Origin of the sequence: Leptolyngbya sp. AN10 (genome assembly GCF_050565645.1) — a bacterium.
Taxonomy (GTDB): Bacteria; Cyanobacteriota; Cyanobacteriia; order Leptolyngbyales; family Leptolyngbyaceae; genus Leptolyngbya.
The window spans coordinates 18,236-36,082 of the sequence record NZ_JBNXVP010000044.1; the positions used below are offsets into that span (position 1 = coordinate 18,236).

General features: G+C 45.5%; 14 protein-coding genes. 11 read left to right on the plus strand and 3 right to left on the minus strand.

Going from position 1 to position 17,847, the window contains the following annotated elements; all coding sequences use genetic code 11:
• The first annotated feature begins 51 nt into the window (after positions 1 to 51).
• The 10 genes from ACQ4M5_RS34810 (at position 52) to urtE (ending at position 12,610) form a co-directional block, all read left to right on the plus strand.
• Complete coding sequence (locus ACQ4M5_RS34810; protein WP_430680374.1) at positions 52 to 2,844, plus strand: ATP-binding protein; 2,793 nt, start codon at positions 52 to 54, stop codon at positions 2,842 to 2,844.
• A 55-nt stretch (positions 2,845 to 2,899) separates the two neighbouring features.
• The gene (locus ACQ4M5_RS34815; RefSeq protein WP_430680375.1) at positions 2,900 to 4,033 is read left to right on the plus strand and encodes a MarR family transcriptional regulator; all 1,134 of its coding nucleotides are present in this window, start codon (positions 2,900 to 2,902) and stop codon (positions 4,031 to 4,033) included.
• 334 nt (positions 4,034 to 4,367) lie between these two features.
• Positions 4,368 to 5,456: an aliphatic amidase gene (locus ACQ4M5_RS34820; protein ID WP_430680376.1), complete on the plus strand. Its 1,089-nt coding sequence runs from the start codon at positions 4,368 to 4,370 to the stop codon at positions 5,454 to 5,456.
• 544 nt (positions 5,457 to 6,000) lie between these two features.
• Entirely contained in the window at positions 6,001 to 7,209 is a 1,209-nt protein-coding gene (gene fmdA / locus ACQ4M5_RS34825; RefSeq protein WP_430680377.1) for a formamidase, read from the plus strand.
• A gap of 7 nt (positions 7,210 to 7,216) precedes the next feature.
• A complete protein-coding gene (locus ACQ4M5_RS34830; RefSeq protein WP_430680378.1) occupies positions 7,217 to 7,477 on the plus strand; it encodes an FmdB family zinc ribbon protein in 261 nt (86 codons plus the stop codon).
• A 50-nt stretch (positions 7,478 to 7,527) separates the two neighbouring features.
• Entirely contained in the window at positions 7,528 to 8,910 is a 1,383-nt protein-coding gene (locus tag ACQ4M5_RS34835) for an ABC transporter substrate-binding protein (protein WP_430680379.1), read from the plus strand.
• 9 nt (positions 8,911 to 8,919) lie between these two features.
• On the plus strand, positions 8,920 to 9,933 hold the full coding sequence (urtB, locus tag ACQ4M5_RS34840; RefSeq protein WP_430680380.1) for an urea ABC transporter permease subunit UrtB: 1,014 nt from the start codon (positions 8,920 to 8,922) through the stop codon (positions 9,931 to 9,933).
• 5 nt (positions 9,934 to 9,938) lie between these two features.
• Positions 9,939 to 11,117 carry an urea ABC transporter permease subunit UrtC gene (gene urtC, locus ACQ4M5_RS34845; protein WP_430680381.1) on the plus strand — a complete coding sequence of 393 codons (1,179 nt, stop codon included), beginning with the start codon at positions 9,939 to 9,941 and terminating at the stop codon, positions 11,115 to 11,117.
• A gap of 40 nt (positions 11,118 to 11,157) precedes the next feature.
• Positions 11,158 to 11,922: an urea ABC transporter ATP-binding protein UrtD gene (urtD, locus tag ACQ4M5_RS34850; protein WP_430680382.1), complete on the plus strand. Its 765-nt coding sequence runs from the start codon at positions 11,158 to 11,160 to the stop codon at positions 11,920 to 11,922.
• The gene (gene urtE / locus ACQ4M5_RS34855; protein ID WP_430680383.1) at positions 11,897 to 12,610 is read left to right on the plus strand and encodes an urea ABC transporter ATP-binding subunit UrtE; all 714 of its coding nucleotides are present in this window, start codon (positions 11,897 to 11,899) and stop codon (positions 12,608 to 12,610) included. The genes urtD and urtE overlap by 26 nt, the downstream gene beginning before the upstream one ends.
• A gap of 65 nt (positions 12,611 to 12,675) precedes the next feature.
• On the opposite strand, the gene ACQ4M5_RS34860 is transcribed toward urtE, so the two are convergent.
• Entirely contained in the window at positions 12,676 to 13,209 is a 534-nt protein-coding gene (locus ACQ4M5_RS34860; protein WP_430680384.1) for a pentapeptide repeat-containing protein, read from the minus strand.
• A gap of 178 nt (positions 13,210 to 13,387) precedes the next feature.
• On the opposite strand from ACQ4M5_RS34860, the gene ACQ4M5_RS34865 reads away from it, so the two are divergent.
• Positions 13,388 to 14,176, plus strand: a complete 789-nt coding sequence (locus ACQ4M5_RS34865; protein ID WP_430680385.1) for an SDR family NAD(P)-dependent oxidoreductase — start codon at positions 13,388 to 13,390, stop codon at positions 14,174 to 14,176.
• Positions 14,177 to 14,207: 31 nt separating this feature from the next.
• On the opposite strand, the gene ACQ4M5_RS34870 is transcribed toward ACQ4M5_RS34865, so the two are convergent.
• Both ACQ4M5_RS34870 and polA read right to left on the minus strand, forming a co-directional pair.
• Positions 14,208 to 14,798 (minus strand): Uma2 family endonuclease, encoded by a 591-nt coding sequence (locus ACQ4M5_RS34870; protein WP_430680386.1) that lies wholly within the window; start codon positions 14,796 to 14,798, stop codon positions 14,208 to 14,210.
• Complete coding sequence (polA, locus tag ACQ4M5_RS34875) at positions 14,798 to 17,707, minus strand: DNA polymerase I (RefSeq protein WP_430680387.1); 2,910 nt, start codon at positions 17,705 to 17,707, stop codon at positions 14,798 to 14,800. Before polA ends, ACQ4M5_RS34870 begins: the two co-directional genes overlap by 1 nt.
• Positions 17,708 to 17,847: the final 140 nt, after the last annotated feature.

Below are 17,847 nucleotides of genomic sequence, written 5' to 3' on the forward strand. Positions count from 1 at the left end.
TTCTCCATCTAATCAGCACCTTTGTTCTATCTGAATTGAGAACGTTAGTTTATGCCAATTCAGTCAAATTTTAAGATCGTTAAGGTTCGACGTGACTACAATTCTTGGGTTGCAGCAGAAACGATCGAAGATTATGCCCTGAGATTTGCCCCAAAATCTTTTAGAAAATGGTCAGAGTGGTTGGTCACGAATACAGCGACCGGGGGACTGTCATTTTTGGCACTGGAAGCGATCGGGGGATCTCTTGCAATTAACTATGGTTTTGCAAATTCGTTTTGGGCAATTTTGACGGTCGGACTGATCATTTTTCTGACCGGATTACCGATCGCGTATTATGCCGCCAAATACAATATTGATATGGATTTGCTGACGCGAGGTGCAGGGTTTGGATATATCGGCTCAACGATTACATCCTTAATCTATGCTTCGTTTACGTTTATCTTTTTTGCGCTTGAAGCGGTGATTATGGCGCAGGCGCTAGAGCTATATTTTCAGTTGCCGTTAGCGATCGGCTATATCGTCTGTTCTCTAGCAATCATCCCGCTCGTGTTTTTTGGGGTGACATTGATCAATCAATTGCATCTTTGGACGCAACCGATTTGGCTGACGTTGCTTTTTCTACCTTACGTTTGCATTCTGTACAAGCAACCGGATGCACTGTCGAATTGGGTGCAATTTGGGGGACAGTCAAGCAGTGGCTCTGCGTTTGATCCATTGCTATTTGGAACTGCGGCGACGGTTTCGTTTTCTTTGATTGTGCAGATTGGGGAGCAAGTAGACTATCTGCGATTTTTGCCGGATCAGCAAGAAACAAATCGCGGGAAATGGTGGTTAGCAGTGGTGTTGGCGGGTCCGGGTTGGATCTTTTTTGGATGTGCGAAGCAGTTAGGAGGATCATTTTTAGCGGCGTTAGCGATCGAGCATGGCATCAGTTTTATTGCCGCAAAACAACCGACTCAGATGTATTCTGTTGGGTTTGAATCAGTTTTTTCGAGTTCGTCGATCGCTTTAGCAGTGACAGTATTTTTCGTGATTCTCTCTCAAGTCAAAATCAATGTCACGAATGCTTATGCGGGATCGTTGGCTTGGTCGAACTTTTTTTCTCGATTAACTCATAGTCATCCGGGGCGAGTAGTTTGGCTGGTATTTAATGTGGGAATCGCACTGTTATTAATGGAGTTGGGTGTCTTTTCGACACTGGAAGCGGTACTGGGACTTTATTCTAATGTTGCGATCGCTTGGGTGGGAGCATTAGTCGCGGACTTGGTGATCAATAAGCCACTGGGTTTGAGTCCGTCTTACATTGAGTTTAAACGGGCACATCTCTACAACTTCAATCCGGTTGGGTGTGGCTCAGTGTTGATTGCTTCGATTGTTTCGATGATCGCATTTGTTGGATTGTTTGGAGCAGTTGCCAAAGCGTTTGCGTCGTTTATTGCGCTTGGATTAGCGATCGTATTAGTTCCCGCGATCGCGCTTTTAACTCAGGGAAAATATTACATTGCGCGTGAAGATGCTTATTCTGATTGCACTCATACGATCGATTGCTGCATTTGTGAGCAGGAATATGAGCCGCAAGATATGGCATTTTGTCCAGTCTATGCAGACTCGATTTGCTCATTGTGTTGTAGCCTGGATATGCACTGTCACGATGCTTGTAAAACAACTGAAATTCTTGATTCAAATCTAGATAAATTGACAGATAAAAGCTTTTTGCAGGGTAAATTGTCACCGCAGACAAAAGTGAGGTTGCTGAAGTATCTCGCTTTGTTCTTTTCTCTGTCAACACTGTTAGGCATCATTTTAGGCGTTGTCTATTATCAACAAGTGTTGAGCGAACCTGCTATCGATCGACAAACTATAGAGCGACTTACCGCAACATTAATCGAAGTCTCCGCTGTGCTCCTAGTTGTAATTGGAATCAGTGCTTGGTGGTTGATTCTGACTCAGGAAAGTCGGCAGTTAGCTCAAGAAGAACTCGATAAACAGAATTTACTCCTTCAACAAGAAGTCGAAGAACGCCAACTTGCAGAAATTCAACTACAAGAAAAAGCGCAACAGCTTGAACAAACACTGCGAAATCTGAAACAGGCAGAAGCTCAACTGATTCAAACTGAAAAACTGGCAGCTTTGGGCGGACTGGTTGCGGGGATTGCTCATGAGGTGAATACGCCGATCGGAATTGGAGTTACTGCGGCTTCATTATTAGTTGAGAAAACGACTGCGTTTTCCGATGGGTTTAAGCGAAATACCATTAAGCGATCGGACTTAGAAAAATTTCTCGATCTGGCGCAGCAGAGTAGTCAAATGACTTTAAACAATCTCAATCGTGCTGCTCAGTTGATTCAAAGCTTTAAGCAAGTTGCTGTCGATCAATCGAGCGAATCGAAACGGGTATTTAACCTTAAGGCGTATCTTGAAGAAGTTTTGCTACAGCTTAGTCCGGTGCTAAAAACAACACCGCATACGATCGAGGTTTTAGGCGATTCTGATCTGATGCTAAATAGCTATCCAGGCGCGTTCTCGCAGATTGTAACGAATTTTGTGATGAATTCTCTGCTTCACGCCTATCAATCCGGCGATCGAGGATGTATCGTATTACGCTTTGAATCAGTTGAGAATCAGATTGTTTTTGAGTATGCTGATGACGGTCAAGGGATTGCTCCTGAAAACTTAGGAAAAATCTTTGAACCTTTTTTCACAACGAAACGTGGTCGAGGAGGTAGCGGTTTGGGATTGCACATCGTTTACAATCTAGTGACTCAAAAGCTAAATGGCTCGATTCGATGCGAGAGTCAGCTTTGTCAAGGAACAAAATTCATCATCGAACTTCCAAAGCCCTGAGTCGCCTTTTGTGCGATCGCGAAACCTAGCTACTCTTGAATAACCCTTGTTTGCCATGTCACCGAATGTTCATCACGCCCCGGACAACGATGATCTAATTTTTGCTCAAGCAGACGAAGAAATTCAGTTTGCCGAAGAAATAGAATCTTCTCAACCTGAGCAGAGTTGGAAGATTTTGATTGTTGATGATGATAGGGAAGTGCATGAAGTGACGAAGCTTGTTCTGAGTGATGTCACCTTTGAGAATAAGTCTCTCAGCTTTATTAGTGCGTATTCGGCTGAGGAAGCGAAGCAAATTTTGCGATCGCACTCTGATATCGCGATCATCTTTTTAGATGTGGTAATGGAAACGGAAGATGCGGGATTGCAGTTAGTAAACTATGTGCGCGAAGAATTAGGCAATCGACCTGCAAGAATTATTCTGCGAACGGGACAGCCAGGACAAGCTCCTGAAACCGATGTCGCGCTGAACTATGGAATCGATGATTACAAGCTGAAAACCGAATTAACTTCTGAAAAGCTTCTGCTTGTTGTTGTCACAGCACTTAGAGCATTTTCGACTTTTATGCAAATGTTGGAAGTGAGTCAAAAACTGCGATCGCAATTATCGGACTATCAGCAAGCGGAAACGGATCTTCGATCGGGTTCACAAACTGATTCTCTGATCCAATCCTCTCCTCATCGAGAAAAGATTGAAACGCTCGGTCAATTAGTTACAGAAGTCACGAACGACATCTTGCATCATTCCAATGCAACGACATTTTCGATGCTCTCTACGATCAATCAAATTGCTCGTCTTGTTCTGCGACTCACCGACGAACAATCTGCAAAACTAGGACTTTCACAAACAAAGCTCTCAGTTTTGATGTATTTGAATGAAAGCCCTGAACTCTGTGCAAGTCCATCTTCGTTAGCAAAACACTGTGGAGTGTCACGAGCAGCAATGACCGGACTGCTTGATGGATTAGAACAGGAATCGTATGTCGAGCGGGATCACAATCCAGCCGATCGACGAGCATTAAAAGTGAGACTGACTCCAAAAGGACAAGAATTTCTGCAATGGATTGCTCCTCAAGGTAACTATCAATTTTCTGAATTGATCGAAACGTTAGATGGTGCAGAGCGACAAAAGATGATCCAACTGGCTCAAAAATGCTTGAAGATTCTTGAAGCTCGATCGCCGAATTGAAGAATACAACGGGCGCGAAATGTTCTTCTTCTGACTGAAACCCTTGATAAGTCAGGGAAATCTGTCATATCAGAAGATAGTTAAGAGATTAACTATTAAGTGTAAAACTAGATACAAAATTCAAGAGTTGCATTCTTTATGATGCATTCCATACCACCAAGAGCCATCTAGAAATCTATGGATTGGTGGCACGAAGTTGAATCGCTCTGACCAACGAACAGCGATCGTCAAAATTACGAAAGTTCAAAAGTGATGTGGTCATGGAAAGATTACTTGCTAGTCTTTCAGATTTGTGGCGATCTAGTACTCCTTTGAATGCAATTAGAGGTTCAGAATGTCTTATCACGGTGATATTTCTTCGAGTGATGATTCTGTTGGAGTTGCAGTTGTTAACTATAAAATGCCGCGCTTGCACACTAAAGCGGAAGTCATTGAAAACTGCAAGAAAATTGCTTCAATGATTGATGGCATGAAGCTTGGGCTACCAGGGATGGATTTGGTAATCTTTCCAGAGTATTCCACTCATGGAATTATGTATGATTCCAAGGAAATGATGGAAACTGCGGCAGTGATTCCAGGCGAAGAAACTGCAATTTTTGCCGAAGCTTGCATCAGAAACAAGGTCTGGGGCGTGTTTTCACTCACAGGCGAAAGGCATGAAGACCACCCCAACAAAGTGCCTTACAACACGCTGATCTTGATGAATGATCAGGGTGAGATTGTGCAAAAGTATCGCAAAATCATGCCTTGGACACCGATCGAAGGTTGGTATCCGGGTAACTGCACCTACGTTTCAGAGGGTCCGAAAGGCTTGAAAATTAGCTTGATCATCTGTGATGACGGCAACTATCCTGAGATTTGGCGCGACTGTGTGATGCGCGGTGCAGAGTTGATCATTCGTTGCCAAGGATATATGTATCCTGCTAAAGATCAGCAAATCCTGGTGTCTAAAGCAATGGCGTGGATGAACAATGTCTATGTTGCCGTTGCAAATGCGGCTGGATTTGATGGCGTTTATAGCTACTTTGGACATTCCGCAGTGGTTGGATTTGATGGTCGAACTTTAGGTGAATGTGGCGAAGAAGAAAACGGCATTCAATACGCAGCCTTGTCTAAGTTTGCAATTCGCGACTTCCGCAAGAATGCTCAATCTCAGAACCATATCTTCAAGCTGCTCCACCGTGGCTACACTGGAATGCTGAACTCTGGTGATGGCTCTGATGGTATGGCGGAATGTCCGTATGAGTTCTACCGCGAATGGATCTTAGATCCGAAGAAAGCGAAGGAGAAGGTAGAGTCCTTAACTCGCTCAACAGTTGGAACTCCAGAATGTCCGATCGAGGGTTTGCCGACTCAAAAAGCACCCACTGTTTCGGTTGAAAAGCCTCAACCTGCAACCGTTCCAGTTTCTACTAGCCTCTAATCATTGTTCAGTTTTATCTATCAAGTCTTGCACTACGAAAGGGTAGGAGCAATCGTTTCGTAGTGCAGGTGTAGTGACAGCGAAAGTTGCTCTTCATCTACTAATCGATGTATCGATCGACTTTCGCCTTTTTTCATGTGCTCCAGCGGGAAACTCTTTTACCGTAAGAGTTTCGCGGATGTTTGACCACGAAATCTTTCAAAGAAAGATGCGAAGAATCTACATCGCTCTTTCTTCGATTTGGTTAAATACTTAACCATTTATCAGTTGATAGTTAATCATTTAATTGAATGGTATCGTTAGGTACAACACGCTATTAGCTCTATCTCTAGAATGATGAGCAATCAAACAGTAACAGCGATCGACATTTGGTTTCTCAATTCAAAGCTTTACTGTGTGATCTTGACTGTTTGTTAGTCACTTCAAGTTATCTATCAACTCAATCTACAAGGCGGGTTCGCAACACACGTCTGCAAACTCACTACCTGATTCATTCAGGTCTTTTTCGCATAGCAGTATATCTTTCAAGACGAAGGAGAGGTTAATGCCCAAAACTCTATTCAAAGTTGATCTGACGAAGCCAATGGATCAGCAAGAACTCCCTGGACATAACCGCTGGCATCCAGACATTCCAGCAGTGGCATCGGTAAATCCAGGTGATGTCTTTCGGATTGAGTGCAAAGATTGGACAGATGGACAAATCAAGAACAATGATAGTCCTGATGACATTCGAGATGTCGATCTCAGTGTGGTTCACGTGCTGAGTGGACCAATCTGGGTCAATGGAGCGGAACCAGGCGATATTTTAGTGGTTGACCTGGTTGATATTGGTGCTCTGCAAGGGGATGAATGGGGCTTTACAGGCATCTTCGACAAGAAAAACGGAGGAGGATTCTTAACCGATCATTTCCCATCCGCTGCTAAAGCAATTTGGGATTTCCAAGGGATTTATACTTCCTCGCGTCACATTCCTGGGGTCAAATTTGCTGGGATTACTCATCCAGGTTTGATCGGTTGCGCTCCTTCGCATGAGCTTTTAGCAAAGTGGAACAAGCGCGAAACGGAACTGATGAACAGTCAGCCCGATCGACGAACGTATGGGGCTGGAATCAACATGGATGGGGTTCCGGTGCTGGCAGCATTGCCTAATCCGACGAATGCAATCTTGGGCAAGTTGGATAAGTCAGAGTACGATCGCGTTGCAGCGGAAGCGGCTCGAACTGTTCCCCCACGCGAACACGGCGGCAACTGTGACATCAAGAATTTGTCGAGAGGAACGCGCATCTATTTCCCTGTGTATGTGGAAGGTGCGAAGCTCTCAATGGGGGACATTCACTTTTCACAGGGAGATGGTGAAATTTCATTCTGCGGCGCGATCGAGATGTCCGGCTTTATTGATCTCCATGTGGACATCATCAAAGGTGGCGTGGAGAAATATGGCATGGTCAATCCGATCTTCAAACCAGGTCCCGTTGAACCTCATTACTCTGAGTACCTTGTGTTTGAAGGGATTTCCGTCGATGAGTTCACAGGCAAACAGTACTTTATGGATGTGCATATTGCCTATCGTCGAGCTTGTTTGAATGCGATCGAATATCTCAAGAAGTTCGGACTGACCGGAGAGCAAGCTTATCTACTCTTAAGCTGTGCGCCCGTGGAAGGAAGAGTTAGCGGCATTGTTGATGTTCCAAATGCTTGCTGTACCTTGGCGATTCCAACGGCAATCTTTGATCAAAACATTCTTCCTACCTAGTACGCCTATGCCTCTCTACGAGTTCAAGTGTGATGATTGCGGTGTCTTTGATGTTTGGCGATCGATGTCTGAATCTAGCAACGCTGCATCTTGTCCAGAATGCAATGAGCCAGGAAAGCGAATTTTTACACCGTTGCCGATGCTTTCTGGTTCGCTGCGATTGAAGCAAGAGATTCGAGAGCCACAGTTAGTCAAGCGCGATCGAGAGCCGAAAGCGCCCCAAGTCCAGCACCATTCTGGTAGTCGTCCCTGGATGATCGGACATTAAATGGATCATTTTTTGAGATTGTAATATTGCTCCAAGGAGAATTTCAAGTTATGAAGTCGCCCCGAATTGTAGGTGGGATTAGTCGCCGTCGATTTATTCAGTATGGCTCTTTAGCGGTTGGCAGTAGTATTGTTGCTGCTTGCTCGAATGGGGGGACTGAAACAGCTACCACAAGCGCTGGTAGTGCCGTAGGGGTTTCTTCTCCCTCTGGTGATGGAATCAAAGTCGGAGTGCTTTACTCCACGACAGGTACGATCGCGATCGTTGAAAAGTCGCTGCAAGATGCAACATTCCTCGCGGTTGAACAAATCAATGAAGGTAAAGGTCCTTGGTCGGGCAAGCAAGGGATCAATGGCAAAAAGATCGATATGGTTGTCGTGAATCCCGACTCTAACTGGGATTTGTACAACCAAATGGCAAAGCGATTGATTGATGAAGATAAAGTTGCCTGTGTGCTAGGATGCTACACCTCTGCAAGCCGTAAATCGGTGTTGCCTGTGTTTGAGGAGAAAGATAAACTCCTGTACTATCCGGTTTACTATGAAGGAAACGAATGTAGTTCCAATGTGTTCTACACGGGAGCTGCTCCGAACCAGCAGATTACTGATTCGATTCCGTTCTGTGCCAAGACTTTTGGTAAGCGCGGTTTCTTCATTGGTTCTGACTACATCTATCCGAAAGAAAGTAACCGGATTGCGAAAGCAGAATTGGTGAAAGCAGGCGGCGAAGTGGTTGGTGATGAGTATGCTGCACTGGGCACAACTGAATTCATTACTATCATCAACAAGATCAAGCAGGCAAAACCCAATTTTATTCTCAGCAATCTTGTCGGTGATAGTATTCCCGCGTTTTACAAGCAGTTGAAAGACTCCGGGATCACTTCCAAAGATATTCCGATCATGGCGTATCCGACGACCGAAGAAGAGATTCAGGCAATGGGTCCAGAATTTGCTGAAGGACACTACACCAGCTTCAACTACTTCCAAACGGTGGATACGGCAGAAAATAAAGCGTTTGTGGAACAGTTCAAAGCGAAATTTGGTCCCGATCGAGTGACAAACGGAGTGATGGAAGCGGCTTATTTCCAGACTTTCTTTATGGCGCAAGCGATGGAAAAGTGCCTCAAAGAAGGAAAAGAATTGACGACAGCGAACTTGAGAGAAGCCACACGTGGACAGGTGTTTAAAGCGCCTCAAGGAACGGTGAAGGTTGATCCAGAGAACTATCATACGTTCCTCTATTCTCGGATTGGCAAATGGAAAGCGGATGGACAAGCGGAAATCGTCTTTTCAACTGAAGCAGCCGTGAAGCCGATTCCTTGGAGTCAGGCGCTCTACAAAGGTCGGACTTGTGTTCATGCAACTCCCGACAAGCGTGGAAATCCGATCGTTGAAACCAAGAAAGATCTTCCAGTTGAGTTGCTAAAAATCTAGGTCGTCGTGGTGCTTCAGGCTGTAGATCAGTCTGAAGCATCTCAGTTCTTACATTTGGAGGGCAGAAACGCTTTGATAGTTCACACACTGGCTTCGATCTTCTATTTGGCACAGTCTTCTCCCGCAGAGGGATTTTCTACGATCGCATTTACCAATCAACTCCTCAATGGTTTAGGAATTGTTGGTATTCTACTGCTTACAGGTTTGGGGTTAGCGATTACATTCGGTGTGATGCGGATTATCAATCTCGCACATGGCGAATTTATCATGCTGGGTGCTTACACCACGTTTGTGCTGCAAAGCGTCTTTAAGATGGATTTGCTGCTAACAATTCCGTTCTCGTTTTTGTTCACTGCATTCATTGGTGCGATCGTAGAACTGACGATTATTCGTCGTCTTTATGGGCGACCACTGGAGACGCTTTTAGCAACTTGGGGACTGAGTATTGTTCTTCAAGGTGTGGTTAAGCTGATTTTTACGGCTCAGTTAAAGTACGTGAGAGCACCTTCTTACATTCGAGGCAACTGGACGCTATTCCAAGGAGGTGATCAGGTCGTTCAGATCTCAATCTATCGGCTCTTCATCATCTTCATGGCGCTGGCATTGTTGGCGTTGACGGGCTATCTGCTCTATGGCACAGCTTTGGGGCGAGAAGTGCGGGCTGTGACCCAAAACCGCGATATGGCGAAATGTTTGGGAGTGAATACCAGTCTCGTGGACATGGCAACTTTTGCGTATGGGTGTGGTCTAGCAGGAATCGCGGGAACTGTGATCTCTTCGCTCAAGAGTGTCGCTCCACCGATGGGACAAGACTATCTTGTAGATGCCTGGATGACCGTTGTAACTGGAGGAGTCGATAAGCTGGTGGGTGTGTTGGCGGGCGCGTTTTTGATTGGGCAATCGAATGCAGCGATCGCTTATTTTCTCAATGATCCGACTGCGAGAGTAATTGTATTGGCAGCGGTGATTGTCTTGATTCGTTATCGCCCAGAAGGTTTATTCACGATTCAGAAGCGGAGCTAATAGCTATGACGGAGGTAATTGGGCGGATTCGACAAGCAACAAATGTTCCAAAGCGGCTGGTTGCGATTAGCGCAATTTTGCTGCTGGTTCTGTGTATTTTTCCATTCGTAGCAGGTAGCTTTCAAACGAACTTGATGGCAAAGTTGCTACTATTTGGAACTCTGGCGGTTTCGTTAGATCTCGTTTGGGGATTTACTGGAATTCTAAGTTTTGCTCACGGAGTGTTCTTCACGCTGGGCGGGTATGCAATGGCGTACTATCTCAAGCTGAACTTAGCCGCCTCTGCAAACACTTACGGGGTCGCTTTGCCCGATTTTATGGTGTGGAATGGACTCAAGGAACTTCCCTGGTTTATTGCACCCTTGCAGATTTTTCCAATTGCTGCGATCGCGATGGTCGCACTTCCGGCGGGATTTGCTTATATCATCGGCTGGTTTATTTTCCGCTCTAAAGTGAGTGGCGTGTACATCACGATTATTACACTGGCGATTTCTTCAGCCCTAACGACGTTCTTTGTGAGTCAACAAGCGTTTACAGGTGGAACGAACGGAATTACTGATGTCTCGAAGTTGAGCTTTTTTGGAATTGTTGTTCCTCAGCTTGGTTTGTACTACATCATTCTCGGATTCACAGCACTGGTGCTTGCTGGGAGTTGGTGGTTAACGCGATCGAACTTTGGCTTGATTCTACGATCGATTAAAGAGAACGAGCAGCGAATTTCCTATCTGGGCTACGATGTCGCAAACTACAAGATCTTTATCTGGACATTATCAGCCGGAATTGCAGGCATCGCAGGCGGCTTATTTGTGCCACTGAATCGGTTTATTTCTCCGGTCTATCTTGCCGTTGCTTTTGGCACACAGATTGTAATCTGGGTCGCGGTTGGCGGTCGAGGAACACTGTTTGGACCTGTGATCGCGGCAATTTTACTCGGACAATTGCAGAATTCAGTCGATCGCATTACTCAAGATTGGCAATTAATTGTTGGCATCATTCTTTTGACTGTCGTGCTATTTCTGCCCAACGGTTTGATGAGTTTGCTGCCGAAGAAATTCCGCTTTACTGAAATCAATCGAATGCCGATTCCGAGAGGATCGACCACGGCTGGATTTGTGCGAGTGAACTTGCTCGATTGGTACAGTCCTTTAGTCAGATTGCTTCAGAGCATTCGCAGCAAACGGTAGTTAAAGCTCAGGAATTCATGTTATGCACGTCGTTAAAACAATGAACTCTGATGAATCCGTTCTGTCGGTCAGAGATCTCAAAGTCGTATTTTCTGGCTTCAAAGCACTCAAAGGCATTGATTTAGAAGTCGGAGATCAAGAGATCGTAACGATTATTGGACCGAACGGAGCCGGGAAAAGTACTTTACTTGATGCGATCGTAGGTAAATCTCCAGTCGCAGCCGGACACGTCTACTATCACGGACGCGACATCACCAATTCCAGTCCGTATGACATTGCTCGAATGGGCATCGGTCGCAAATTCCAAAATCCCAACGTCTACAATGAACTCTCTGTGTTCGAGAATCTGTTACTCGCGCTCAAAGGATCACACGGAGTTTTTGCATCAATCCGATCGAAGTTAACTCGCGCAAAACGAGACAAAATCGAGCAGGTTCTCGATCGAATTGGACTGCTCGATAAAGCTTACGCCAAAGTTTCTTCGCTCTCCCACGGACAGAAGCAATGGGTTGAGATTGGTATGGTAATTGCTCAAGATCCAACGGTTGTTCTTCTAGACGAGCCAACCGCAGGGATGACCGCTGACGAAACGTTTGAGACAGGCGAAATTATTCAATCGATCGCTCGATCGCATTCAGTCGTTGTCATCGAACACGACATGGAATTTGTCAAACAAATTGCTCAACGCATTGTGGTACTACACCAAGGCGAGAAGTTAGCCGAAGGATCAGTTCAGGAAATTCAGTCAAACCGTCAAGTTATTGAGGTGTATTTAGGTCGTGAACAAATCGACAAAGCTGCTTGAACTTACAGATGTCACTGTTTCGTATGATCAAACTCCAGTTCTGTTTGGAGTCAATATGTCGATCGAGCAAGGTGAAATTGCCTGCATCTTAGGTCGAAATGGTGTCGGCAAAACTACTTTGCTCAGAAGCGTGATCGGACTCAACAAAGTCCTGTCCGGCAACATTGTGTTCGATGCCGACGAGATTACTAAAATCCCCACCTTCAAACGCGCCCGTTACGGTATCTCATACATTCCTCAAGGTCGAGAAATCATTCCCTATCTATCTGTCCTCGACAATCTCAAGCTTGGACTATCGGCAGCGAAAAAGAAGCGGCGAAAAATTCCCGATGAGATCTTTGAGTTTTTCCCAATGTTGAAACAGCACCTCAATCGGCAAGGTGGACTGTTAAGCGGTGGACAACAGCAGCAACTTGCGATCGCTCGTGGTCTGATGAGCAATCCTAAAATCATGCTGCTCGATGAACCGACCGAGGGAATTCAACCGTCGATCGTGCAGGAAATTGAAGATACCCTGAAGCGGATTAATCGCGAAAAGGGAATTACTGTCGTTGTTGTTGAACAAAAGATTGATTTCGCTCGGCAGCTTGCTCAGAAGTTCTTCATTATGGAAAAAGGAGCGATCGTGGCAAATGGCGAAACAACTCAGTTAACAGACACGCTCGTTCATCAGTATCTTGCGGTTTAGAATTTGCGATCGGAAGACGATTTTTTATACGCCCGCGATCGCAAATATCACGGGCGATCGTCTCATTACTGATGCTTTTCAGGAAGAATCGTTCCTTCCAAATTCGCGCCCTTCAGCAACGTATCGGTCAGGTCAGCATTCGTCAGATTCGCGCCGCTCAAGTCCGTATCATCGAGTTCCGCTTCGCTCAAATTTGCATCTCGGAAATCAACAGCATCTAGCTCAGAGCGACTTAGATCTGCCGCTTGCAAATTAGCATCCCGTAGGTTGGCTTCGCTCAAATCAGCATCTTCTAAATCCGCTTCTTCGAGAATTGCCGCTTCTAAATTTGCGCCTTCTAAAATGGCATGATTTAGCATGGCATCTCGGAGGTCTGCACCAGACAAATCTGCGCCCGTCAAATCGGTGTAGTTGAGTGCTGCTCCACTTAAATCAGCCCCACTCAAGTTCGCCCCCCGCAGATTTGCCCCATCTAGGATTGCACCATGCAAGACGCTTTCTCGTAAGTCAATGCCTTCGAGCGATTCCTCTCGCAAATCTGCCACGCTAAAATCTCGTTCCCCTGCGCGATATCGATCGAGTAATTCTTGTCGATTCATGATGGCTCCATTCGCTACTGAACCTATGTGTTAATTTCAGCATAAGCAAGTTCAGTAAAGCGCAACGCCTATCGAAAGTATCGTGTCGATTCAGTTTGCCAGAATCTATCTGAGGCATCTTACGTTCCCCAATCGATTTCTTTAACCTAGCTAGAGTACTCTGCTTTCGGTTAAACCTATGCCAACCGCATTGATTACAGGAGCATCAGCAGGAATTGGGGCTGCCTTCGCCGAAGAACTCGCTGTGCGGGGGTATAACTTGGTGTTAGTCGCGCGATCGCAAGACAAACTTCAGCAACTCGCTCACGCTCTAAAAACGCAACACCGAATTCAAGTCGATATTATTGTGCAAGATTTAACTGAACCGACCGCAGGAGCGATCGTATTTGAGCAAGTTCAACAGCAGGGTATCACGATTGATTTACTGATTAATAATGCTGGAATTGGCGATTACGGCGACTTTGCGGAAAGCGATCGTGAGTTTCAACTCAAAATCATTCAACTCAACATCCTGGCACTCGTAGACCTGACGCATCGGTTTCTCCAACCCATGCGGCAGCGTCGTTCTGGCAGCATTATTAATCTCTGCTCAGTTGCCGCATTCCAAACGATGCCTTACTTTTCGATCTATGCCGCGACGAAAGCATTTGTTCTCAGTTTCAGTGAAGCAATTTGGGCAGAGAATCAAAAGTACAATGTTCACGTTTTAGCAGTCTGTCCGGGAGCGACAGGACAAGCATTTTTTCAGCAAGCAGGCTTCCCAATGGTGCTAGTAGATGCAGTGCCTTTCGTCGATACAACCGTAACGACCGTAGTGAGTGACACGCTAGATGCCTTGGAAAAGCGTCGATCGATCGTGATTCCGGGTAATCCGGCAAATCATGTTCTGGCGGCGATTCCACGTGTTTTACCGCATGAAGCGATCGCGGGTCTGTGGAAGACGATTTTAGGCATCGGTCGCAGTTAATACGGTAGGTGACGATCTGTTTCTGCCCTCTTCAAGGACTGATCACTTTTAGGACCTCAACTTCTACAGATGGAAACGCGATCGGACAAATCACTCCGTCTCTAAATAGCAACTCAGTCTGGTACTCACCATTCTCTGGATTCCTCATCACAATCAGTTCATTCGTCTGAATCTTAACAATCCAATACTCTTGAATTCCAACTTCTGCGTAGATTTTTGACTTAATCTCTAAGTCTTTTTTTAGCGTAGAGTTTGAATACTCAATCAGCCAAAGGATGTTCTCTGGATAAGGATGATGTTGCCGATATTCTCGACCCAAAGGCTGACAGATTGCGATATCTGGCTCTGGTTCGCTTCCATTTGGCAAAGTGATGGGTGCTGCCTTTCTGACTCTCGCTCGATCGCCTAACAGTCTGTCGATGTACTTATATCCATCTTCATTCTGCTCGACGTGATCTTCGCCTTCTGGAACCATCTCAATAATCTCCCCACAAAGTAGCTCAACCTTTTTATCATTCAGGAGACCATATTTGATCAACTCATGATATTCCTCGATCGACCATTTCATTCGAGGCAGATCTTCGACTGTCATTGTTTTGGGGAGAGTATTGGTGAGTTCCATTATTTTGTGTCCATCCAGTTGTTTCCAGCGTGAATATCGACCATCAGCGGCACACTCAGCGAGACAGCATTTTCCATCACTCGCTTGATCTTGGGCTGCAATTCTTCCCAAGCATCCGGTTCGACTTCAAACACTAATTCATCATGCACCTGTAGCAAGAGATGAGCCGGGTAAGCTTTCAAGACTTCGTGTAGCTGTGACATGGCAATTTTAATGATGTCAGCACTCGAACCTTGAATGGGAGCGTTTGCGGCGGCTCGGAGGGCTTGCGCCTCGAACTGATCGCGCAACTTTAGCTTATCGAGTTGAATCTCGTCTGGATCAGTTCCGCGCAGTTTTTTCACCGAATCGGTTAAGAAGTTGAAATAGCGTCGTCGTCCTTTGATTGTTTCCACATATCCATTTGCGATCGCTTCTCGCTGCATTTGTTGAAGATAGTCGAAGACACGGGAGTATCGATCGTTAAATCGATCGATAAAGGTTCGAGCTTGAGCGGTTGGTACTCCTGATTCACGAGCAAATCGCTGTGCTCCCATCCCATAGATCACACCAAAGTTAATGATCTTGCCCAATCGTCGTTCTTCGGAAGTAACCTCTTCTTTTTCTAGTAGCAATCGAGCAGTAAGCGCGTGAACATCTTCGTTATTGCGGTAAGTTTCGAGTAGAACAGGCTCTTGGCTTAGATGAGCTAAGATTCGTAGTTCGATTTGAGAATAATCTGCTGCAACCATCAGCCAACCTTCTTTCGGAATGAAGGCTTTGCGGATTTGGCGACTAAATGCAGTCCGAATGGGAATGTTTTGTAAGTTCGGACTTGAGGAAGAGAGCCGACCTGTGGAAGTTACGGCTTGGTTGAAGTCGGTGTGAACGCGATCGGTCTTTGGATTGATCAGAGTCGGTAGCGCATCGACATACGTTGATTTGAGCTTTGTCAGAGTACGATGTTCAACGATCTTATCGACGACTGGATGATCACCTTGCAGTTTCTCTAAGGTTGCTGCATCCGTTGAATAGCCCGTTTTGATCTTGCGAGATTTCTTCTTATCTAATGCCAACTTATCAAAGAGTAATTCGCTGAGTTGCTTTGGAGAACCGAGACTGAACTTTTCACCTGCGGCTTCGTAAGCTTCGATTTCAATTCGATCGAGATCTTCTTTCAAGTTCTTAGAGAACTCTTGCAGATAATGTCGATCGATTCTCACGCCAGTTGCTTCCATCTCTGCCAACACAGGTTCAAGCGGCTGTTCAATCTCGATTAGCAATTCATGAAGCTTCGGAAGTTCTTCGAGTTCCGATCGCATTTTTGGCACTAAGTTAAAGACTCCATACACATCCATGCCGCAGTAGTTCGCAACCGCAGGAATGTCTACTTCACCAATGTGCTTTCCTTTCGGAACTAAGTCTGTATAGTCTTGTGCTTGAATTCCAAGATAGCGATAGCTTAAATCGCTCAATTTATGACTTGCTTCGGGATTGAGCACATAGCTGGCTAACATCGTATCGAACACTACGCCTGCAATTTCAACACCTTGGAAGCGGAAAACTAAGCGATCGAACTTTGCGTTTTGGAATGATTTTGGATAGTTGACATCTTCGAGAATGGGACGCAGCGCTTCAAGTACGATCGCTTTATCTAAGTTCGTGCCAGATGTATGACCGATCGGAATGTAAGCTAACGAATCCGATCCAGAACCCCAACAGCAACCAATTCCAACTAAGTCAGCTTTGATTGGATCAAGATCGCTCGTTTCTGTGTCCCAAGCAACCGGAGTTTTTTCGCTCTGATGGGTTTTGAGTTGTTTTACAAGAGCATCAAGTTTGGCTTGGGTATCAATAATGTGAGGCGCGATCGAGACTGGCTCGAACTTTTCTGCTTTCTCGGTTTCTTCCGCACTAAAGAACCACAGATCATCAGAATATTGAGGAATGATCGGAGCTTGTTTTGCCGCTTGTTTCGTCCCTTCAGTTTCGGATAGTTCCGTTTCACCGCTGAGTTGTGCTTTCCACTTCTCGATCTTGTTGTAGAACGATCGAAATTCCAATCGCTCAATCACGGGTTTAACAGCAGCTTCGTCAAACCCCTGAAGTTTACAAGCTTGCGGATCAATTTCTAACGGAACATCTAAATGAATTTGTGCCATCCATTGTGAATGACGTGCATCTTCGATTCCTGCTTCTAATTTCTTTTTGACCGCGCCTTTGATTTCGTCGATCGATTCATAAACCTTTTCCAGCGATCCATACGTGCTTAACAATTGAACCGCTGTTTTTTCCCCAATTCCTTTCACACCTGGAATATTATCTGAGGCATCCCCGCACAGCGCTTTGAAATCTACCACCTGAGACGGAAGAACTCCGAGCTTTTGTTTAACTTCCTCAACTCCAAATTCTTTAGGAGGTGGCGCACCTTTTCCATAAGTTGTACTCATGTAGAGCACTTTGACTTTGCCATCCGGATCAACGAGTTGGAACAAATCGCGATCGCCACTCAAAATCCGAACGGTAAACCCTTCCTGAAGTGCTTTCCGCGCCATTGTTCCAATCACATCATCGGCTTCATAACCCTGAGCAATGACGATCGGTAAATTCATCGCCTTTAACAATTCCTGAAGATTCTCTAGATCCGGCATAAAATCTTCGGGCGTTTCCGGGCGACCTGCTTTGTACGTTTCATCGGCTTCGTGGCGATAGGTTGCACCACCAAGATCAAACGCGATCGCTAAATAATCCGGTTTCTCAGCTTCCACGGTTTCGAGTAACGCCTTGAGGAAGCCATAGGACACGCTAGTTGGAATTCCGGTTGATGTGCGTAAGCCTCCATCGCGACCTTTCGCAAAGGCAAAATAGGCGCGGAATGCCAATGAATGACCGTCTACGAGAACGATTTTGGGAGAAGAATTAGCGCTCAAAATATCGAGTGGGAATGAAGACAGATCCCATTGTAGCGACCTGGTGCAGGATCATTCCTTCACCCAAGGAATACTTTTAGATTCGCGCTCTAACAACAACGAAGTGCAAGAGACTTATGTATACACAGCAGACCTAAGCT